This is a genomic window from Delftia acidovorans NBRC 14950, from assembly GCF_001598795.1.
GTDB lineage: Bacteria > Pseudomonadota > Gammaproteobacteria > Burkholderiales > Burkholderiaceae_C > Comamonas > Comamonas acidovorans.
Genome location: NZ_BCZP01000001.1, coordinates 295,631 through 316,597, shown reverse-complemented (window position 1 = coordinate 316,597; position 20,967 = coordinate 295,631). Strand labels below are relative to the sequence as shown.

The 20,967-nt window shown below is 65.5% G+C and carries 21 protein-coding genes; 3 read left to right on the top strand and 18 right to left on the bottom strand.

All coding sequences use genetic code 11. The features are described 5' to 3' along the window. The first annotated feature begins 53 nt into the window (after positions 1-53). From DA1_RS01375 to DA1_RS01365, 3 genes are all read left to right on the top strand, one after another. Positions 54-1,070: a hypothetical protein gene (locus tag DA1_RS01375; RefSeq protein ID WP_034396676.1), complete on the top strand. Its 1,017-nt coding sequence runs from the start codon at positions 54-56 to the stop codon at positions 1,068-1,070. A 110-nt stretch (positions 1,071-1,180) separates the two neighbouring features. Further along, positions 1,181-2,263 carry a GGDEF domain-containing response regulator gene (locus DA1_RS01370; protein WP_174549349.1) on the top strand — a complete coding sequence of 361 codons (1,083 nt, stop codon included), beginning with the start codon at positions 1,181-1,183 and terminating at the stop codon, positions 2,261-2,263. A gap of 108 nt (positions 2,264-2,371) precedes the next feature. Further along, positions 2,372-3,040 (top strand): mechanosensitive ion channel family protein, encoded by a 669-nt coding sequence (locus tag DA1_RS01365; protein ID WP_174549348.1) that lies wholly within the window; start codon positions 2,372-2,374, stop codon positions 3,038-3,040. Positions 3,041-3,109: 69 nt separating this feature from the next. On the opposite strand, the gene purT is transcribed toward DA1_RS01365, so the two are convergent. The 18 genes from purT to acpP all read right to left on the bottom strand — a co-directional run bounded on the left by purT (position 3,110) and on the right by acpP (position 20,866). Continuing rightward, on the bottom strand, positions 3,110-4,327 hold the full coding sequence (gene purT, locus DA1_RS01360; RefSeq protein ID WP_016451185.1) for a formate-dependent phosphoribosylglycinamide formyltransferase: 1,218 nt from the start codon (positions 4,325-4,327) through the stop codon (positions 3,110-3,112). Between the two features lie 110 nt (positions 4,328-4,437). After that, complete coding sequence (locus DA1_RS01355; RefSeq protein WP_034396678.1) at positions 4,438-5,100, bottom strand: HD domain-containing protein; 663 nt, start codon at positions 5,098-5,100, stop codon at positions 4,438-4,440. Positions 5,101-5,118: 18 nt separating this feature from the next. After that, the gene (locus DA1_RS01350; protein ID WP_034398892.1) at positions 5,119-5,778 is read right to left on the bottom strand and encodes a DUF1294 domain-containing protein; all 660 of its coding nucleotides are present in this window, start codon (positions 5,776-5,778) and stop codon (positions 5,119-5,121) included. Between the two features lie 7 nt (positions 5,779-5,785). Beyond that, complete coding sequence (locus DA1_RS01345; protein WP_034396679.1) at positions 5,786-6,883, bottom strand: 6-phosphofructokinase; 1,098 nt, start codon at positions 6,881-6,883, stop codon at positions 5,786-5,788. Positions 6,884-6,994: 111 nt separating this feature from the next. After that, the gene (nagZ, locus tag DA1_RS01340) at positions 6,995-8,086 is read right to left on the bottom strand and encodes a beta-N-acetylhexosaminidase (protein WP_034396680.1); all 1,092 of its coding nucleotides are present in this window, start codon (positions 8,084-8,086) and stop codon (positions 6,995-6,997) included. A gap of 59 nt (positions 8,087-8,145) precedes the next feature. Further along, positions 8,146-8,541 (bottom strand): holo-ACP synthase, encoded by a 396-nt coding sequence (acpS, locus tag DA1_RS01335; RefSeq protein WP_012207056.1) that lies wholly within the window; start codon positions 8,539-8,541, stop codon positions 8,146-8,148. 20 nt (positions 8,542-8,561) lie between these two features. Further along, entirely contained in the window at positions 8,562-9,335 is a 774-nt protein-coding gene (locus DA1_RS01330) for a pyridoxine 5'-phosphate synthase (protein ID WP_012207057.1), read from the bottom strand. Beyond that, positions 9,332-10,102 (bottom strand): DNA repair protein RecO, encoded by a 771-nt coding sequence (gene recO, locus DA1_RS01325; RefSeq protein ID WP_012207058.1) that lies wholly within the window; start codon positions 10,100-10,102, stop codon positions 9,332-9,334. Before recO ends, DA1_RS01330 begins: the two co-directional genes overlap by 4 nt. 27 nt (positions 10,103-10,129) lie before the next feature. Further along, on the bottom strand, positions 10,130-11,164 hold the full coding sequence (era, locus tag DA1_RS01320) for a GTPase Era (protein ID WP_012207059.1): 1,035 nt from the start codon (positions 11,162-11,164) through the stop codon (positions 10,130-10,132). Then, entirely contained in the window at positions 11,161-11,844 is a 684-nt protein-coding gene (gene rnc / locus DA1_RS01315) for a ribonuclease III (RefSeq protein WP_012207060.1), read from the bottom strand. The genes era and rnc overlap by 4 nt, the downstream gene beginning before the upstream one ends. Continuing rightward, positions 11,845-12,207: a DUF4845 domain-containing protein gene (locus DA1_RS01310; RefSeq protein ID WP_012207061.1), complete on the bottom strand. Its 363-nt coding sequence runs from the start codon at positions 12,205-12,207 to the stop codon at positions 11,845-11,847. Between the two features lie 75 nt (positions 12,208-12,282). Beyond that, entirely contained in the window at positions 12,283-13,260 is a 978-nt protein-coding gene (gene lepB, locus DA1_RS01305) for a signal peptidase I (RefSeq protein ID WP_012207062.1), read from the bottom strand. After that, on the bottom strand, positions 13,260-15,068 hold the full coding sequence (gene lepA / locus DA1_RS01300) for a translation elongation factor 4 (RefSeq protein WP_034396681.1): 1,809 nt from the start codon (positions 15,066-15,068) through the stop codon (positions 13,260-13,262). Before lepA ends, lepB begins: the two co-directional genes overlap by 1 nt. A gap of 428 nt (positions 15,069-15,496) precedes the next feature. Then, the gene (locus DA1_RS01295) at positions 15,497-16,969 is read right to left on the bottom strand and encodes a DegQ family serine endoprotease (RefSeq protein ID WP_034398894.1); all 1,473 of its coding nucleotides are present in this window, start codon (positions 16,967-16,969) and stop codon (positions 15,497-15,499) included. Between the two features lie 304 nt (positions 16,970-17,273). Beyond that, the gene (locus DA1_RS01290; RefSeq protein ID WP_013800997.1) at positions 17,274-17,990 is read right to left on the bottom strand and encodes a sigma-E factor negative regulatory protein; all 717 of its coding nucleotides are present in this window, start codon (positions 17,988-17,990) and stop codon (positions 17,274-17,276) included. A 77-nt stretch (positions 17,991-18,067) separates the two neighbouring features. Continuing rightward, complete coding sequence (rpoE, locus tag DA1_RS01285; RefSeq protein WP_034398896.1) at positions 18,068-18,697, bottom strand: RNA polymerase sigma factor RpoE; 630 nt, start codon at positions 18,695-18,697, stop codon at positions 18,068-18,070. A gap of 645 nt (positions 18,698-19,342) precedes the next feature. Next, positions 19,343-20,587, bottom strand: a complete 1,245-nt coding sequence (gene fabF / locus DA1_RS01280; protein ID WP_013800994.1) for a beta-ketoacyl-ACP synthase II — start codon at positions 20,585-20,587, stop codon at positions 19,343-19,345. A gap of 39 nt (positions 20,588-20,626) precedes the next feature. Continuing rightward, a complete protein-coding gene (gene acpP, locus DA1_RS01275) occupies positions 20,627-20,866 on the bottom strand; it encodes an acyl carrier protein (RefSeq protein ID WP_003058049.1) in 240 nt (79 codons plus the stop codon). Positions 20,867-20,967 lie beyond the last annotated feature (101 nt).

Sequence of the window (20,967 nt, the reverse complement as noted above, 5' to 3'; positions counted from 1 at the left end):
AGCCGCCTGCGTTCCCTTGGGAGCCAGGCGGCTTTTCCCTATACTGGCTCGCCATGCACATCCCCACCTACTGGGCGCAGGCGCGCCTGCGGCATGAAAGCCGCCCCACCCACGGCATCACCGTCCAGCGCTGGGGATGGTCCGACACCAGCCAGGAAGCCGCCCAGGCCCACGCCCAGGAGCGTGCCGCCAAGGCCCTGGAAGCCGCCCGCAATGCGGCGCTTCCAAAGGGCGAGCCCCGCATGGAATGGAAGAACGAGTACGCGCTCGACGGCTTCACCACCCCCATCCGCGAAGAAGTCCTGCAGCGCCGCGACGGCACGGTGATGACGCGCAACAGCTACGGCGCCCACTGTCTGAACACCGAGCGCGTGGCCATCGCCGATATCGACCTGCCCGAGCCGCCGAGCGCCGTGCGCTTTCCCGTCGTGACCCTGCTGTTGTTGGCTTCGGTCGCCATCTGGCTGGCCCGGCTGGCACCGCACAAGAACAATTCGCGGATGGTGGCCACGGCACTGGTCGTGCTGCTGCTGTTCCTGGCCATGCGGCGCGTGCAGCGCTGGTGGGAAGCACGCCAGGCGCGCCAGCGTGCGGCCACGGACTCGCCGGCCACGCGCGCCATGGAGCGCGTGCAGACCTTCCAACAAAGCCACCCCGACTGGGGCCTGCGCGTCTACGAAACACCCAAGGGCCTGCGCGTCATCGTCACGCATGCCGATTTCGCATCGGACGATCCGGCCGTCGGGCGGCTGTTCGACGCCCTGCAGGTGGACCCGCTCTATGCCCTGCTGTGCGAGCGCCAGCAATGCTTTCGCGCACGTGTCTCCGGCAAGCCCTGGCGCATGGGCCTGACCGGCCTATCCACCTCGCTGCGCAGCTGGCCCGTTCCCGAAGACCGGCAGGAGGAGCGCCGCCAGTGGGCACTTGCCTATGACAGCAAAGCCCAGGGCTTTGCGGCCTGCAGGCTGCTGCAGCAACTGGGCAACCCGCGCATCTGCCCGGCTGCCGACGCCTTTGTGCAGTGGCATGACGAGGCCAGCCGCGCCCGCACGGATCTGCCGCTGGCCTAGCAAAAGCCCCGTGCACACAATCGCACACGGACGCGACACCCGACTTACACTGGCGCCATCCCCACGCCGCGCACTGCGCGGCCCCTTGATCCATTCCTGGTTTCGCAACCATGAAGGCCATGCCCCCCGTTCCACCTCCCCTGCCCACCGACAGCGCCGACTCCCCCGCCATCGAGCCCAGCGGAGCACGCTTCGCCAAGCCAACGGACGAGTCCGCGCCCTTTTGCGTGCTGGTTGTGGAAGACCAGGCCTCGGTGCGCACCAGCCTGGTCAGCGAACTGCTGCACGCGGGCGTGACCCGCGTGCTGGAGGCCGCCGATGGCCCCAGCGCCCTGGTGCTGTTCCGCGAGCAGCGCCCCGACCTGGTGCTGCTGGACATCCGCCTGCCCGGCGAGGATGGCTACTGGGTGGCCCGCCAGCTGCGCGAGGCGGAGCCCGGCGAGTGGACGCCCGTCATCTTCCTGTCCGGCCTGGACAATGACCTGGATGTGTGGCGCGGCATCGAGGCTGGAGGCGACGACTACCTGGTCAAGCCCGTCAAGCCCATCGTGCTCGTGGCCAAGCTGCGCGCCATGCGCCGCCTGCTGGACATGCGCCGGCGCCTGGTATCGCTGTCGGCCGAGCTGCACGAGGCCAACCAGAAGCTCAATGAAATGGTCGAGCTCGACCAGCTCACGGGCCTGGTCAACCGCCGAGGCTTCGACCGCATTCTGCATGCCGAGATCGCCTCGGCCCGGCGCGAAGGCCAGCCGCTGACGCTGATGCTCTGCGACCTGGACCATTTCAAGCGCTACAACGACACCTATGGCCACGTGCATGGCGATGAATGCCTGAAACAGATCGGCCGCCTGCTGCGCGAGGTCTGCGTACGCCCGCGCGATGTGGCGGCGCGCTATGGCGGCGAGGAATTCGCGCTCATCCTGCCGCGCACGCCGCGCTCGGGCGCCATGACGTTTGCGCGCGCCGTGGGCCAGATGCTGCGCGTGCTGCGCATACGCCACCCCGATTCGCCCCATGAATCGGGCCTCACGCTGTCGGGCGGCATCACCACCTGCATTCCCGACGAATACACCAGCGCCGAAGCCATGCTCATGCGCGCCGACCAGGCACTGTACGCGGCCAAGGCGCAGGGACGCGACCGCTTCTTCAGCTTCGAGATGCAGATGGACACGGTGGAGCAGCGCCGCACCTGACTGCCGGGCCTTGCGCCTGCGCTTACGATCGCAGCTCAATGCCGGGCGCGCGCAAGCCGCGCATCCGGGTCCTGAATGCGGATTGCTGTTTCCTGAATGTTTGAAGTTATGCGTCGTTTTCAAGCGCACCTGCCCGCCTGGATGCAGGATTGGCTGGAGTTCATCATCCCCGGTGCCCAGATCCTGCTGATCATCGGTGCGGCCTGGCTGCTCAATCGCCTGGTTCGCCGGCTGATCGCACGCGCAGGCCGGCACTACGGCCTGCCGCCGGAGCTGCTGGTGCCGCTGCGCGGCGTGTTCCGCTGGATTCTCATCGCCGCCACCGTGCCGCTGGTACTGGAGCGCCTGGGCGTCTCGGCCACCGTGCTGTGGACGGCCTTCACCGGCTTTGCCACCGTGGGCGCCGTGGCCTTCTTCGCGGCCTGGAGCGTACTGTCCAACCTGTTCTGCGCCCTGCTCATCGTCATCGTCGGGCCCTTTCGCCTGGGTGACTACATCGAGGTGCTGGACACGGCTGAAAAGCCCGGCGCCAAGGGCCGCGTGATCGACATCAACATGCTCTACACCACCTTGCAGGACGCCCATGCGCCCGATGGCTCACCCAATCTGCTGCAGATCCCCAACTCGCTGATCTTCCAGCGCGTGGTCCGGCGCTGGAAGGGGGGCCTGGGCGCGGATGGCGAGCATGCCACCCATGGCGAGGAGGAGCGCGCCATCCGGCTGACCACGCCGCATGATGCCCAGCCCTCGCAGCCTCCCATGCACACGACCAACTAAGGCCGGCACCGCATGAAAAAAGCCGCCGCCCGGCAAAGGGACGGCGGCTTCGCCATTGAGCAGCGCGCCTCAGGGCTTGCGCGGCCGGACCTTGCTGGCGGCCAGCTTGGCGTTGGTTCGCGCCTGCTCCACGTCCTGGGCGCGCGCCAGGGCCACGCCCATGCGGCGCTTGACGAAGCTCTCTGGCTTGCCGAACAGGCGCAGGTCCGTGCCCGGCACGGCCAGGGCCTCGTCCACGCCGTCGAACACCAGGCCTTCGGCATCCTGCCCGCCATAGATCACGGCGCTGGCTCCGGGGTTGCGCAGCGAGGCATCCACGGGCAGGCCCAGAATGGCGCGCGCATGCAGCTCGAACTCGCTTTGCCACTGCGTGGCCAGCGTGACCAGCCCCGTGTCGTGCGGGCGCGGCGAGACTTCGCTGAACCAGACCTGCTCGCCCTTGACGAACAGCTCCACGCCAAACAGGCCCAGGCCGCCCAGATCATCGGTCACCGCCTTGGCGATGTCGCGCGACTTCTGCAGCGCCGCCGGGTGCATGGGATGGGGCTGCCAGCTTTCCACATAGTCACCGGACTGCTGGATGTGGCCGATAGGATCGCAGAAATGCGTCTGCACCTGGCCGTCTGCGCCCTTGGCGCGCACCGTGAGCTGGGTGATTTCGTAGTCGAAGTCGATGAAGCCTTCGACGATCACACGGCCATGGCTCACGCGGCCGCCGGCCATGGCGTAGTCCCAGGCCTTGGCCACGTCGTCCGGGCCGTCCAGCTTGCTCTGGCCCTTGCCCGAGCTGCTCATCACGGGCTTGACCACGCAAGGGAAGCCGATGGCGGGCTGGCCATCCGTGCCGTCGATGGCGGCCTGCAGCTCCTGCTGCGAATCACAGAAGCGATAAGGGCTGGTGGCCAGGCCCAGCGTCTCGGCGGCCAGGCGGCGAATGCCTTCGCGGTCCATGGTCAGGCGCGCGGCGCGGGCCGTGGGGATCACAGTGACCACGCCGGCTGCTTCCAGCTCTTCCAACATCGGCGTGGCAATGGCCTCGATCTCGGGCACGACCAGGTCGGGCTTCTCGGCCTCGATCAAGGCCTTGAGCTGGGCCGGATCGCTCATGGTGATGGTGCGCGCGTGGTGGGCCACCTGCTGGCCGGGCGCGTTCTCGTAGCGGTCCACGGCAATGGTTTCCACGCCCAGGCGCTGCAGCGCGATCAGCACTTCCTTGCCGAGTTCGCCGCTGCCCAGCAGCATGACTTTGGTGGCATGGGGGGAGTAAGGGGTTCCAAGGGTGGTCATCTGCGCGTCCGGTGAGCCAGGCGGAGCCTGGGCAAGATAAGAAAGAGAGGGAGGCAGGCCTGCACGGCCCGCAGCAGCCCCCGATCATAGGACGCTGACGCAGGCGCCGCCTACAAACCCAGCGCCTGCGCGAGGTTGCGCCGCGCCCGCGCCTCCAGCCGTTGCCGGAACCAGTCGGTGCAGTAGATGGCCTCGCGCTGCATGAAGCCCAGCAGCACCTCGCGGCGCTTGGCGCGGTACAGCGGCAAGGGCACCCATTCGTACTCGGCCCGCACCTGTACCTCGTACTCGGCAAACCGCAGAGGGTCGGCCGCGAGAATGCCCAGGTCGGCATCCACCAGCAGTTGGGCGTCGATTCCGGACGGCTGTGCAGCGTGGCAGGTCGCCATGATCAGGCCGTGCACGCGCCCGGCCACATCGGCAGGCAGACCCTGCCCGCGCAGCACGGCGGCGGCCCAGTCGGCGCTGCGCGCCTCGTTGTCCTTGGCTTGCGTTTGGTAGACAGCGTCATGGAACCACAGCGCCAGTGCCACCTCGCCGGGGTGCTCGGCCAGGCCCAGCGCCGGTTGCAGCAGGCCCATGGCCTCGCCCAGATGCTGCAGCGTGTGGTAGTGGCGCTGAGGCTCGCTGTAGCTTTGCAGCAGCTCGGCCAGCACAGGCTGCGGCATGCTGGCACCCAGTGCGGACCAGGCGCTATCCCAAGACGCCTGCCAAGTCTGCAGCGATGCATCGTTTGCGGAGGGCATTTGGGCCCGTGGTCCAGCATGGGTCATCGCCAGTTCCTTCAATTTTCAGAAGATGCCGGGCGCCAGCGCCCGCAGCGGCGCACCTGCCGATGACAGCAGCCATGCCAGCAGGCCGCAGTTGAGCACCACGGTGATCCAGAACACCAACTGGAACGAGGCCTTGCTGGACTTGTGCCGCAGCAGCCCCTGCGCGAGCAGCGCGCCAGGCCAGCCGCACAGCAGTGCCAGCAGGTGCAGACGGCTTTCGCTGGTGCGCCAGCGGTCGTGCCTGGCGGCGGACTTGTCGAATCCATAGACCATGAAGGTCACAAAGCTTGCCGCCGCATACAGGCCGACCAGTGTCCAGGGCATGCGGCCGCTCCAGGCAACAGCCAGCAGCACGCAGAAGAAGGCAGCGGCCAGGCCTACCGCCACCGGGCCTCGCACAGGTGACTGAGGCCGCGAAGGCATGCCGGCACGGCTTCGCCGCGCAGGCTGCGGGCGGCCGGTCCTTGGTTCGTCAATGAAGGCCACATCCTGCGCGCGCCATTTTCCCTGGGCGTTGCGGCTGGGCACGTAGCTGACGCGCTCTCCGCCCTCGGGCCTGCGGCGGCGATCGGTGAAGGACTTGATATGGACAAAGACCTGCGCGCCGCCTGCATCGGGTTCGATGAAGCCGAAGCCCTGCTCGTCCTTCCAGCCGGTGAGATGTCCCTGTTGCCGCATGGCGGGCTCAGTGGCTGCCGGCTGCGGCCGGCCGCACATCCTGCTTGCCTGGCTCGCCCAGGCAAATGCCTATGTCGCGCGCCATGGTGAGCAGGCCGTGGTCCAGGGGCACGGTGCGCTGGGTGTTGGCCACGCGGGAGATTTCCACGCTGCCGATCTCGCCACCCTGCAGCGTGACCATGCGGCCGAAGCGCCCCGACAGCACCAGTTGCGCCGCATGGTGGCCGTACTGCGTGGCCAGCACGCGGTCAAAGGGCGTGGGGTCGCCGCCGCGCTGTACATGGCCGAGGACCGTGGTGCGCACCTCGCTCCTGAGGTGGGGCTGCAGGCGCTCACGCAGCACATGGCCGACGCCGCCCAGGCGGACCGGGTCGGGGCTTTGCTCGATGCGCTCGCGCACCGTGAGGCTGGCGCCGCTTTCCTTGGCGCCCTCGCCGATGCAGATGATGGTGTAGCGCTGGCGCCGCTCGCGGCCCCGGCAGAAATCGACGATGGCCTGCAGGTCGTAATCGATCTCGGGCAGCAGGATGACGTCGGCCGCACCGGCAATGCCGGCCTCCAGCGCCAGCCATCCGGCATGGCGCCCCATGGTCTCGACGATCATCACGCGGTGGTGGCTGTTGGCCGTGCTCTCGATGCGGCGCAGCGCCTCGGTGGCCGTGGCCACGGCGGTGTCGAAGCCAAAGCTGCGCTCGCAATTGGCAATGTCGTTGTCTATGGTCTTGGGCACACCCACGCAGGTCAGTCCCACCTGTTTGGCCAGGCCATGCGCCAGACTCATGGTGCCGTCGCCGCCGATGGCCACCACCACGTCCAGGCCCAGCGCCCGGACATTGCGGCCCACATGCTCCAGCGTGGCCGCATCGCGCAGGGGGTTGGCGCTGTTGCTGGTGCCCAGGATAGTGCCGCCCACATGCAGGATGCCCGAGACCTCGTCCCAGCCCAGCGGCTTGACGCCGGGCGGGTCGAGCATCAGACCCTCGAAGCCGTCGGCAATGCCCAGCACCTCGCACTGGCCGTGGTTGATCAGGGACTTGGTGACCGCACGGATCACCGCATTCAGGCCGGGGCAGTCGCCACCTCCGGTCAGCACGCCAACGCGCATGGGAAAACTCTCCTGTGAAACACCGGCCGACGCGCCCTTTACGACACGCTCATGCCTTTGCAAAGCCCGCCTTGGCCCTCGGAGCGGCCAGCGGCGGCGTCCTTCAATCCATCAAGGCAGCAGGTCCAGCGCCTGCAGATAGGCAGGCTGGCGCATGAGATCGTCCCAGGGCTGGGGCACGGTCTCCGGCAGCAGGGCCACGCGGCGCGATTCGCTGTCGGCATCGGGCTGCCAGCGGCCGCTGCGCTGCGCGGCCTCCATGCCGGCCAGCAGCTCGTCCACATGCTCGCCCAGGCCCAGGCTCTGGTTGCACAGCAGCACCATGTCGCAGCCCGCCTCCAGCGCGGCCAGGGCCGCGTCGGTATAGCCGATGAGCTGGCCGTCGATGCGGCGCGCGCCCTCCATGCTCAGGTCGTCGCTGAAAATGGCGCCGTCGTAGCGCAGGCGGCTGCGCAGGATGTCCTTGAGCCACTTGGCAGAAAAACCGGCCGGGCGCTTGTCGACCTTGGGGTAGATCACATGGGCCGGCATCACGGCCGTGAGCACGCTGGACAACCAGGGATAGGGCGCGGCGTCCTCGCCCAGGATGGCGGTGAGGCTGCGGCCATCGACCGGAATGTCCACATGAGAATCGGCCTTGACGAAGCCGTGGCCGGGAAAGTGCTTGCCGCAGTTGCCCATGCCGGCCTGCAGCAGGCCGTGCATGAGGCTGCGAGCCAGCGCGGCCACCACGCGCGGGTCGCGGTGGAAGCTGCGGTCGCCGATGACGCTGCTGGCACCGTAGTCAAGGTCCAGCACCGGGGTGAAGCTGAAATCCACGCCGCAGGCACGCAGCTCGGTGCCCAGCACATAGCCGGCCGCCGTGGCGGCGTTCATGGCAGCCAGGGCGCCGCTGCCTTCACGGTGCTTGCTGCCCTTGCCGTCGTCCATCCACATCTGGCCGAAAGCGCGCATGGGCGGCAGGTGCGTGAAGCCGTCAGCGCGAAAACGCTGCACGCGCCCGCCCTCATGGTCCACGCAGATCAGCAAATCGGGCTTGACCGCCTTGATATCGGCGCACAGCTGCACCAGCTGATCGCGGCTTTCCCAGTTGCGGGCAAAGAGGATGATGCCGCCGACCAGCGGATGCGCCAGGCGCTGGCGGTCCACATCGGTGAGTGCCTTGCCGGCGATGTCGATGATGAGGGGTGCGTGCTCGGTCATGCCGGGAGTTCCTATGAATCCTGTGGAGTCAAAAAAGCCAGCGTCACGCTGGCCGGGTATCAGGCGCGGCGCTCGACCACGCAGAAGCTGGCCGCGTAGTCGCTCTCGTCGGTCACGGACAGGTGCACCTGCAGGTTGCGCGCCTCGAACCATTCCTTGAGCGCGCCGTGCAGCACGATCGCAGGCTGGCCACTGGGCAGTTTGATGACCTCGCAGCTGCGCCAGGTCATGGGCATGACCATGCCCATGCCTATGGCCTTGGAAAAGGCCTCCTTGGCGGAAAAGCGCGTGGCCACGAAGCGGATGCCGCGCTCAGGCCAGCGCGCGCGGCGGGCACGCCAGGTGGCCAGCTCGCCCTCGGCCAGCACCTTCTCGGCGAAACGGTCGCCATGGCGCTCCAGGCTGGCGCGGATGCGGCGCACGTCGCAGATGTCGGTACCGATGCCGTAGATCATGGATTCGCTCCGCGAAAGCTTCAGGCGCGCGCCGCCATGCCCTGGTCTATGCACTGCTGGTAGGCGCGCACGGTTTCGGCGTAGCCCAGCTCCAGCGCGTCGGCGATCAGCGCATGGCCGATGGAGACTTCGAGCAGGCCCGGCACGCGCGCCACGAAGGCGGCCAGGTTGTCACGGCTGAGGTCATGGCCGGCATTGATGCCCAGCCCGGCATCCAAAGCCGCCTGGGCCGCCGCCGCATAGGCCTGCAGTTGCGCTTCCTGGTCTGCCGTGCCCCAGGCAGCTGCGTAGGGTTCGGTATACAGCTCGACCCGGTCGGCGCCCACGGCGCGCGCAGCGGCCATCTGGGCGGGCACGGGGTCCATGAACAGGCTGACGCGCACGCCGAGTTGGCGGCATTCGGCAATCAGCGGCTTCAGGCGCTCGGCGTCCTGCGGGAAGTTCCAGCCATGGTCGCTGGTGAACTGGTCCTCGCTGTCGGGCACGAAGGTGGCTTGGTGCGGGCGCGTGTCGCGGATGAAGTCCATGAGGTTCTGCGTCGGGTTGCCCTCGATGTTGAACTCCGCCTGCGGCCACTGTTTCATCAGCGCCTGCAGTTCATAGACATCCTCGCTGCGGATATGGCGCTGGTCGGGACGCGGATGGATGGTGATGCCCTGGGCACCGGCCTCCAGGCAGATGCGCGCGGCGCGCGTCACGCTGGGGATGCCCAGGTGGCGCGTGTTGCGCAGCAGCGCAACCTTGTTGACATTGACCGACAGCGCCGTGCGCTGCGAAGCGTGGGAAAGATTCATAGCGATTGCAGATCCATCATCAGCTGGCGGGTGCGCAGCATGGGACTGCCGCAATGGTATTGCAGCAGGGCCCTCAGTTGGGGCTTGAGGGCCAGCGCCTGCTCGGGTTGGGCCACCACATGCAGCGTGGCATTGAAGGCCTGCCGGGCCTGCAGCGCGCTTTCAATGGCCTGCCATTGCGCAGCGCCCAGCACGGCGCGCTCGCCCTGCAGCGCCGGGCGCAGGCCGCCTTCGGCCACCAGCGCATAGCGGCGGCCTTCGGCCAGCGGCGCCAGCGTGGCGCTTTCCTCATTCAAGGCGGGCAGATGACCCAGTTCGCGCAGCAGCAGCAGCTCGAAGGTGCGCAGCACGGGCTCGATGGCATCGCCATGCTGGCCCGCCAGCACGCGCACCACGCCGGCATAGATGTCGAACAGCGCCGCATAGGGATCGTCTCGCGCCAGCAGGCGCATCAGCAGCTCGTTGAGGTACAGGCCCGACATCAGGGCGTCGCCCTGGGGCATCACATGCCCGCCCACCCACTCGGCACCCTTGAGGGTGTGGATCTCGGCATTGCCCTCGCCGCCCAGGCTGTAGCTCAGGCTCAGCGGCTGCAGCGGCAGCAGCACGGGGCGAAAGTTCGAGGTCGGGCGCTTGACGCCCTTGGCCGCCAGCGCCACGCGGCCCCGGTGCCGCGTGAAGACCTCGAGGATCAGGCTGGACTCGCTCCAGTCATAGCTGTGCAGCACATAGGCCGGCTCATCCGAGACACGCTTGGCGCTAGCCATGGACAGAGGGCCTTGCGGGGAGGTTTCTCACTCGTAGCCGAAGGAGCGCACGCGGGCCTCGTCGTCGGCCCAACCCGAGCGCACCTTGACCCAGACTTCGAGGAAGACCTTGGCATCCATGAGCTTTTCCAGCTCCTGGCGGGCCTCGGTGCTGATGCGCTTGAGGCGCTCGCCCTTCTCTCCGATGATCATGGCCTTGTGTCCGTCGCGCTCGACCACGATGGTCGCCGCCACGCGGATGAAGCGCTTGTGCTGCTTGCTGGCCTCTTCCTCGAACTTGTCGATGACTACCGTGGAGGTGTAGGGCAGCTCGTCGCCCGTGAAGCGGAACAGCTTCTCGCGCACGGTTTCCGAGGCGAGGAACTTCTCGCTGCGGTCGGTCAGCTCGTCGGGCGCATACATCCAGTCCTGCTCGGGCAGGTACTTCTCGCAGATGCCGAACAGGCGCTCGATGTCGCCCTTGCTCTTGGCCGACATGGGCACGAACTCGGCAAACGGATGGCGCTCCTGCATGCTCTTGAGCCAGGGGGCGATCTCGGCACGGCGGCCCACGGTATCGAGCTTGTTGGCGATCAGCAGCGTGGGAATGCCGGGCTTGAACAGCGACAGCACCTTGGCATCGGCCAGCGTGAACTGGCCGGCTTCCACGACGAACAGGATCAGGTCCACGTCGCCGATGGCGCCCATGACGGTCTTGTTGAGCGACTTGTTCAGCGCCGTGCTGTGCTTGGTCTGGAAACCCGGTGTATCGACGAAGATGAACTGCGTCGCGGCACGCGAGCGAATGCCCGTGATGCGGTGGCGCGTGGTCTGCGCCTTGCGCGAGGTGATGCTGATCTTCTGGCCCACCAGCGCATTCATCAGCGTGGACTTGCCCACATTGGGCTTGCCGACGATGGCGATCAGGCCGCAGCGCTGCGGGCCTGTCGGCACCTCGGGCGCCTGGGCTTCATCAGGGGCGGATGCCGTGCGTGCTGCGCCGGCGCCGGGCTTGGCCGCGGCCAGCAGGGCATCGAGTTCGGCGGCGGTCTGTGCCGGCGCCGGAGGTTTGTCTTGGTTCATGCGTGTCTTGCTTTCAATAGTTCCAGCATGGCTGTGGCAGCCGTCTGCTCTGCGGCTCTGCGCGAGGCACCCGTTCCCCGGGCCTGCAATTGCAGCTCGGCAATCGCGCAGGCCACTTCAAAGGTCTGGCGGTGGGCGGCTCCCGTGGTGGCGACCACCTCGTACTGCGGCAGCTTCATGCGCCGTCCCTGCAGCCATTCCTGCAGGGCCGTCTTCGCATCCTTTTCGGCTGCGCGCATGTGGGGGTTGATGTCCACGCCCTCGAAAAGATGGTGTACCACCTTCTCGCCCGCCGCGTAGCCGGCATCCAGATAGACCGCGCCGATCAGGGCCTCGACCGCATCGGCCAGGATGGAGGGGCGTTGCTTGCCGCCCGACTTGGATTCACCCTCGCCCAGGCGCAGCAAATCGGGCAACTGCAGCCTCAGCGCGATCTGGTGCAGCGTGCCTTCCTTGACCAGGTTGGCGCGCACGCGGGACAGATCGCCCTCGGGCATGGAGCTGAGCCGCTGGTAGAGCAGGCTGGAAATGGCAAGGTTCAGCACCGAGTCACCGAGGAATTCCAGGCGCTCGTTGTTGTCTGCCGAGAAGCTGCGGTGCGTGACGGCACGCTGCAGCAATGCAGGCTCGGCAAATTGATGCTGCAGCCTCAGCTGCAGCGCATTCAGTAAGGGAGGCACCTATTGGGTCTGCTTCTTAAAACGGTAAGTCAGGTACGCGGGGCCCACGAGATGGATCTCGCGCGAATACTCAAACCCCACCACCACACGGTCATTGATCTTGGTCACTTCGAGATCGCCACCCTTGACGGACGTGAAGTCATCGATGGCGGCGGAACGCTCGAAGCTGGCTTTCACCTCGGCCACGGAATTGCCCTCGCGGGCCGCCTTGTTGGCGGCCTTGACGATGGCCTGGTACTCCAGGAAGACAGGCACGGATTGTGCGCCCACGGCCACCACGCCCACGCCCAGGGCAATCACAAACACCAGTCCCAGAAAGGACAGGCCGCGCTGGCGCGAACGCCGGTTGTTCGATGTCAACATGCTTTTTCCTCCTCCGATGTGAATCCCTCGCGCATGCCCGGGCCACTGCGGTCCTCAGGCATGCATGTGATGTGATCAATGGAAGCTGCCGATGCGCTTGAAATCCCCGAAGTTCATCCAGACAAAGAAAGCCCGGCCCACGATGTTCTTGTCGGGCACAAAGCCCCAGTAGCGGGAATCCAGCGAGTTGTCGCGGTTGTCGCCCATCATGAAGTACTGGCCTTCCGGCACCTTGCAAGTGATGCCTTCGACGCTGTAGCGGCAGTTCTCGCGGAACTCGAAGCCGCTGGCGCCCTGGATGAAGGCGGGCACGTCCTGGTTCACGATCATGCGGTGTGGCTTGTCGCCCAGCGACTCCTCGTACTGCTTGAAGTAGCGCATCGCATCCTTGTCGAAGAAGTCGGGCAGTGCATTGACCGGGACTTCCTTGCCATTGATCGTCAGCCGCTTGTTCAGGTAGGCGATCTCGTCGCCCGGCAGGCCCACCACCCGCTTGATGTAGTCCAGGCTGGGCTGGGGCGGGTAGCGGAACACCACCACATCGCCACGCTGCAGCGGCGTTCCCTGCGTGATCTTGGTATTGATCACCGGCAGGCGCACGCCATAGGTGAACTTGTTCACCAGGATCAGGTCGCCCACGAGCAGCGTGGGGATCATGGAGCCAGACGGGATCTTGAACGGCTCGAACAGGAACGAGCGCAGCACGAAGACGATCGCGATCACCGGGAACAGGCCTGCCGTCCAGTCCAGCCACCAGGGCTGCATGAGGATGCGGCCCTTGGCCTCTTCCGACACCTCGATGTCGGTCTTGGCGATGCCCATGCGGTCGAGTTCTGCGCGGCGTGCCACGGCAGCCTCCTCGATGGCCACGGCAGCGCGGCGGCGGCGCGGCAGGAAGTACAGCCGCTCGGCCACCCAGTACAGGCCCGTGACCACGGTGGCCAGGAACAGCAGCAGCGCGAAGTTGCCCTCGATGAAGCCTGTGTACCAGGCGCCGATATAGCCCACGAAGGCCGCGAGTACGACGGCCGTAATCCATTGCATGGCTTGCATCAATCCTCCACTTGCAGGATGGCCAGGAAGGCCTCCTGGGGCACTTCCACCGATCCGATCTGCTTCATGCGCTTCTTGCCGGCCTTTTGCTTTTCCAGCAGCTTGCGCTTGCGGGTGATGTCGCCGCCGTAGCACTTGGCCAGCACGTTCTTGCGCATGGCCTTGACGGTTTCCCGCGCAATGATGTTGGCGCCGATGGCGGCCTGGATGGCCACATCGAACATCTGGCGGCTGATGATCTCGCGCATCTTGGCCACCACGGCCCGGCCGCGGTACGTGGCCTGGGAGCGGTGCACGATGATGGACAGCGCATCGACCTTCTCGCCGTTGAGCAGGATGTCCACCTTCACCACGTCGGAGGCGCGGTACTCCTTGAACTCATAGTCCATGGAGGCGTAGCCGCGCGAGACCGACTTGAGCTTGTCGAAGAAGTCCAGCACGATCTCGCCCAGCGGCATCTCATAGGTGAGCATCACCTGGCGGCCGTGGTACTGCATGTTGATCTGCACGCCGCGCTTCTGGTTGGCCAGCGTCATCACCGGGCCCACATAGTCCTGGGGCATGTACAGGTGGACGGTGACGATGGGCTCGCGCACCTCCTCGATACGGCCGGCATCGGGCATCTTGGACGGGTTCTCGACCTGGATGACCTCGCCATCGCCCTTGACCACTTCGTAGACCACGCTGGGCGCGGTGGTGATCAGGTCCTGGTCGAATTCGCGCTCCAGGCGCTCCTGCACGATTTCCATGTGCAGCAGGCCCAGGAAGCCGCAGCGAAAGCCGAAGCCCAGCGCCTGCGAGACTTCAGGCTCGAACTGCAGGGACGAATCGTTGAGCTGCAGCTTCTCCAGCGCATCGCGCAGCTGGTCGTACTCGCTGGCTTCGGTGGGATACAGGCCGGCGAACACCTGGGGCTTGATTTCCTTGAAGCCGGGCAGGGCCTCGGTGGCAGGACCCAGATTGTTGGGAAGCTTCTTTTCCAGCGTGATGGTATCGCCCACCTTGGCTGCCTTGAGCTCCTTGATGCCGGCAATGATGTAGCCCACCTCGCCGGCGCGCAGCGCGTCGCGCGGCACGTCGGCCGGGGTGAACACGCCCAGGTTGTTGGCTTCATAGGCAGCGCCCGAGGCCATCATCTTGAAGCGCTCGCCACGCTTGAGTTCACCATCGACCACGCGCACCAGCATCACGACGCCGACATAGGTGTCGAACCAGCTGTCGATGATCATGGCGCGCAGCTGGCCATTGGGATCGCCCTTTGGCGGCGGCACCTTGGCGACCACGGCCTCCAGGATCTCATCGATGCCCATGCCGGTCTTGGCCGAGCAGGGAATGGCGTCGCTGGCATCGATGCCGATGACATCCTCGATCTCGGCCCTGGCATTTTCGGGATCGGCCTGGGGCAGATCCATCTTGTTGAGAACAGCCGTCACTTCCACGCCGAGTTCCAGCGCGGTGTAGCAGTTGGCCACGGTCTGCGCCTCGACGCCCTGCGAGGCGTCCACCACCAGCAGCGCTCCCTCGCAGGCGGACAGCGAACGCGAGACTTCATACGAGAAGTCAACGTGGCCGGGTGTGTCGATGAGGTTGAGGTTGTAGACCTGGCCATCCTTGGCCTTGTACTGCAGGGCTGCGGTCTGCGCCTTGATGGTGATGCCGCGCTCTTTCTCGATATCCATCGAGTCCAGCACCTGGGCTTCCATGTCACGGTCAGCCAAGCCTCCGCAACGCTGGATGAGGCGGTCAGCCAGCGTCGACTTGCCATGGTCGATGTGCGCAATGATGGAAAAATTTCTGATGTGGTTCATCAACGGGAAGGACTGCTAGTGAAAGTGGAAAACGACAGGGCCGGCGCGCAAGAAAAAAGGGCGCGTCCATGAACGACGCGCCCCGAACCAACAATCTCTGGCAACTGCGATAGTTGGGACTTTATTGTAGGCAAAACGGGCTGAAAACCAAGCCCTGACAAGGCCTGCAAAGGTCCGGGCTTGATCTGTCACAATTATTTATCAACAGTTTATCAACAGAACCGCCGAGCCATTTCTCGCCCGTCGATCACCGGATAGTGCGGTGCTTTTGCACCGCAACAATCCCCTTTGAAAACAGGTTTCTGACGCCTTGAGCCGTCACGCTTTGGTGGGGCATTTTACCCAATGCCCCAAGGGGCATGGGCGGCTCCGGGTCAGGATTCCGAGGGTATTCCCCAGGACCCGAAAAACCGCCCTCCCCTGCGGCCTCAGCGAGTCGGACGGATCAGCACGTACTGTGCCCATTCCCCACGGCGCACCAGCAGGTTCACGGGCTTGCTCTTGTCCACCTTGGCCAGCGTGGCCTCGAAGCTCTTGAGCCCCGTGATCTCGACATTGGCCAGTTGCAGGATCACGTCGCCTTCGCGCAGGCCCGCACGTGCCGCAGCCTCGACGGCCGCCGTCACGCGCACGCCGCCCTTGATGCCCAGCTCCTTCTTCTGGGCATCCGTGAGCTCGGCCAGCGTCAGGCCCAGCGGCTGGGAAACCAGGGTGCTGCCCTTGCCGGTGGCCTTGGCCTGCGGAGCCGCGCCGTCGGGCTCGACCTCGGCGATCACCATGGTCAGATCCTTGGCTGCGCCGCGACGGAAGACGGTGATGGTGCTGCGTGTGCCGGGCTTGGTATTGCCCACCAGGCGCGGCAGGTCGGCCACCTTGTCGATGGCCTTGCCGTCGAACTTGATGATCACGTCACCGGCCTCGACGCCCGCCTTGGCAGCGGGCGAATCCGGCTCGACGGCCGAAACCAGTGCTCCCTGCGCCTTGCCCAGGCCAATGGATTCGGCAATGTCCTTGGTGACCGGACCGATCTGCACGCCAATGCGGCCTCGCGTGACCTTGCCGGTGGCGCGCAACTGGTCGCTGACACGCACGGCCTCATCGATCGGAATCGCGAAGCTGATACCCATGAAGCCGCCGGAGCGCGAATAGATCTGGCTGTTGATGCCCACGACTTCGCCGCGCATATTCAGCAACGGACCGCCGGAGTTGCCGGGGTTGATGGCCACATCGGTCTGGATGAACGGCAGATAGTCGCCCGTATCGCGCTGCTTGGCACTGACAATGCCCGCCGTGACGGAGTTGTCGAGGCCGAAGGGCGAGCCGATGGCCATCACCCACTCGCCGACCTTGAGGCGGTTCACATCGCCGATCTTCACGGCCGGCAGCCCTGTGGCGTCGATCTTGACCACGGCCACGTCGGTGCGCTTGTCGCTGCCCACGATCTTGGCCTTGAACTCGCGCTTGTCGGTCAGCGTGACGATGACTTCGTCAGCGCCTTCGACCACGTGGGCATTGGTCATCACAAAGCCATCGGCCGTCAGGATGAAGCCGGAACCCACTCCGCGCGGCTGCTCCTCGTCAGGCTGCGAACGCGGCTGTGGGCGCTGGCGCGGCACATTGGGCACGGGCAGGCCGAAGCGGCGGAAGAATTCGAGCATGTCCTCATCCATGCCCAGCGCCTCGGCAGAGTTGGCCGACACCTTCTCCAACGTGCGGATGTTGACCACGGACGGGCCGACCTGCTCGACCAGATCGGTGAAATCCGGCAGCCCCCGCACCACGGCGCCACTTTGCGCATGGGCGGCACTCACCGGCATCAGCATTCCTGCGCTGCCTGCAGCCAGCGCAAGAACGCCGGCCAGTGTGCAGGACTGCAGCGTCTTCCATCGAACAGTGGTCATGGTCATCCTTTCCATCTCAATCATTACGTTGCCCCGACGCCATCGCGCCCAGGCGGTTTGTTCGGACACATGGCAGCCGACTTGCTTTCGGACGAACGTCACATTCTGGCGCAGTCCTGGCGAGCATCGGCCAGACGATGGCTCAGAAGCCTGAAAGACGCGGTTAGTTCCCGAATCGGCAGCATGCATGGGGCGCGGGCCGCCGTGCATGGAGCACAAATGACCGCACCCGCGTCCATTTCAATGCCGAAAGGCTGGACGCGGGTGCAAAAGAAAGCAGAAGAGCAATGCTCTCCTGTGAGATTCAGCGCTGGTTGGCGCGCGGTGCCGAGGCGAAGTTGGCGTTGCGCAAGAAGCTGGCAGGCATCTGCAACGTGGCCGGCCCGCTGTATTGCGGATGGGAGGCCAGCAGCGCATCCAGGCGCGGATCACGCAGCATCACGCTCTGCCCGTAGGGTCCGGCCACCGCCACGACCGAGGAAGACTGGGCCGTATCGCCAAGCGGGAAGTCCTGGGCATTGCCAGCCACCGCAACCGGCGCCGACGGAGCACCCGTCTCAAGAGCCGCCAGGGCCCGGCCCGGCGCCGCGCCGGGACCCGCAGGCGCGCCCAGCATCACGCTCCAGCCAATGGCAGCCACGGCCGCCACGGAGGCAAAGCCCGCCGCCATCTTCCAGCGAAATACCGAGGCATTGGCCGCATCGCGCAGCGGCGCTCCATTGATCACAGCCCGGTCCTGCGCCGGATGCGCAATTTGCGCCAGCTCTTCAGTGGCCACGGAAACCAGCGGACGGCGAGGCTCGTTGGCCAGTTGGGCGCGGATTCCGGAGAGCACATCGTGCCGGCTGTGATGCGCCAATTCCGGGGAACGCAGCACATCGCCCACGAGGTGGTACATGCGCCACTCCTGCTGGCCTGCATCGCTTTCCGCATAGGCCAGCACGGCCTGCAACTCTGCGGCAGAGAGTTCACCATCAGCCAATGCCGACAATTGTTCGCGCTTCGTCAGATCGTCATTCATGATCAATCACCTGCTTGTCTGCTTTGAGACCCTGTACCCAAAAAATGCACCACCCGGCGGCCACAACCCCGTCACGCCTACCAACGCTTGCCCGACTGGCGCTCCAGCAAAGGCTTGACCCTGGCTGAAATCGCTTCCCGTGCGCGAAAAATCCGTGAGCGCACGGTGCCGATGGGGCAACCCATGGCGTTCGAGATTTCCTCGTAGCTCAGGCCTTCGATTTCCCGCAACGTGACAGCCTGTCGGAGATCCTCGGGCAAAGCCTCCATGGCGGCGTTGACTGCCTGGGCAATTTCCTGGGCTGCCAGGATCGTTTCGGGCGTTTCTTCGGTGATTAGTTCCTGGCTGACCCGGGAAGTTTCATCATCGTCATCCCCGTTGTGTAACGCGCTTTCGGTGATCAGCGGCGAGCGCTTCATGTCCAGCAGCGCCTTCTTGGCAGTATTCACGGCAATGCGGTACAGCCAGGTATAGAACTGGGCATCACCCCTAAACTGGTGCAGGGCCCGATAGGCGCGAATGAAGGTTTCCTGCGCAATGTCCGGCACCAGGTCCACATCGCGCACCATGCGGCCGATGAGGCGCTCGATGCGGCGCTGGTACTTGATGACCAGTAGCTCGAAGGCCCGCATGTCTCCTGCGTTGGTGCGCTCGACCAGAGCCAGGTCGCTATCGGCAGAAGAAGGCGGGAATTCGGGAGGCGTCATGAAATCGGTGAAGACGGGCCGCGGCGGCCCTGGCGCAGTCATTGCGCCCGTTCTGTAGGTCTGGCCGGGGAATATACAGCACGCCGCAAATCACCCCAGGTTTCCGGACTCTGCCTGCACAACAGGAGCAGCCAGCGGGAGCTGCGCCAACGCAAGGGCCCTGCAGGCACCATGGAAACCAGGGGACGGACCTGCATCCACAACCACGATCCACCATCGGCTCGCACCTGCAGCAGCACCGGCTGTGCAGCCTGGCCTGGGCCCGCCTCGCCGATCGACCACTGCACGCCATCCCAGGCGATGAAACCTTTACCCAGGCTGTGCCATCCATGCCACATGCCTGCAGCAGCAACCAGGCAAACCGCAACGGCCACGGCTGCAGGCCACCACCCTGCCTGGAGATTCAAGGCCCATGCCAGTAAAAGCATGGCGGCCAGCAGCCAAAGCGCACAAAGACATGCTGCCACGGTGCGCGAGGGCTTCAGCGGATGGCGAACTGCGGGCGGCGCATGGCGAGACGGCATGCCTGCAGTGTCGCAAAACCGCAGCATGACCGACATTTATCCTGCTTTCACCTGGCACATGCGCGAAATAAAAAAGCCCGCTCCCTTACGGGGCGGGCTTTTCATGTGCGTTGCGCAGGCCTCAGATCCGCTTGAACACCAGCGTTCCGTTGGTGCCTCCGAAGCCGAAGTTGTTCTTCACCGCCACCTCGATCGTCGCGTCCCGTGCCGTATTGGCGCAGTAGTCGAGATCGCACTCCGGGTCCTGGTTGTCCAGGTTGATGGTCGGAGGAATCTTTTGCTCGTGCAGTGCCAGCACGGTGAAGACGCTCTCGATGCCACCAGCACCGCCCAGCAGGTGACCTGTCATGGACTTGGTCGAACTGACAACGATTTTCTTGGCGTGATCGCCCAGAGCCGCCTTGATGGCGTTGGTCTCGTTGAGGTCGCCCAGCGGCGTGGAAGTGCCGTGCGCGTTCAGATAGTCGATCTGGTCGGCATTGATGCCGGCATTTCGCAAAGCTGCCAGCATGGCGCGGCGCGGGCCGTCCATGTTGGGTGCCGTCATGTGGCCGGCGTCGGCACTCATGCCGTAGCCACACAGTTCGGCGTAGATCTTGGCACCGCGGGCCTTGGCATGCTCGTACTCTTCCAGCACCAGCACGCCCGCGCCTTCGCCCAGCACGAAGCCGTCGCGGTCCTTGTCCCAGGGGCGCGAAGCGGCCTTGGGATCATCATTGCGCGTGGACAGGGCGCGCATGGCGGCAAAGCCGCCGACGCCCAGGGGGGAGACCGTGGCTTCCGTGCCACCAGCCACCACCACATCGGCATCGCCGTATTCGATCATGCGTCCCGCCTCGCCTATGCAGTGCAGCCCGGTCGTGCAGGCAGTCACCACGGCAAGATTCGGCCCCTTGAAGCCGAAGCGCATGGACACATGGCCAGCCACCATGTTGATGATGGAGGCAGGCACGAAGAACGGCGTGATGCGGCGCGGTCCGCGCGCAGCCAGTTCCGCGTGGGTGTTCTCGATCAGCGGCAAGCCGCCGATGCCCGAACCGATCACACAGCCGATGCGCGTGGCCAGATCATCCGACAAGGCCTCGCCCGTGGGCAGACCTGAGTCCTGCACGGCTTGCGCCGCAGCAGCGATGCCGTAATGGATGAAGGTGTCCATGGAGCGCGCATCCTTGGCGCTCATGTACGACTCCACATCGAATCCCTTGACCTCACCCGCAATCTTGCAGGCAAAGTTCGAGGCATCGAACTTGGTGATGAGGTCAATGCCGGACTGGCCGGCCAAAAGATTGGCCCAGGCGTCGCCCACCGTGTTACCCACGGGGGAGATGCAACCCAGGCCGGTCACGACAACGCGACGACGGCTCATGCGTAAAACCTTCTGCTGATCGCTCGGGTCAGGGCCCTATCAGGCCTTCTGGTGGGTGTTGGCGTAGTCGATGGCGTTTTGCACCGTCGTGATCTTTTCCGCGTCTTCGTCGGGGATCTCGATGCCGAATTCATCTTCCAGGGCCATCACCAGCTCCACCGTGTCCAGGGAGTCAGCACCCAGATCAGCCACGAAGGCCTTTTCGTTGGTGACTTGAGACTCTTCAACGCCGAGTTGTTCGGCAATGATTTTTTTGACACGTGCTTCGATATCGCTCATGGTTTCCCTCTGGGGGTTGTGAATGAACCCGCGATTCTAGCTGCTTCGGGCCTCAGGCCCTCTTCAGCCGGCCGTCGCGAGGAAACGGCCTCTTCTGTTGC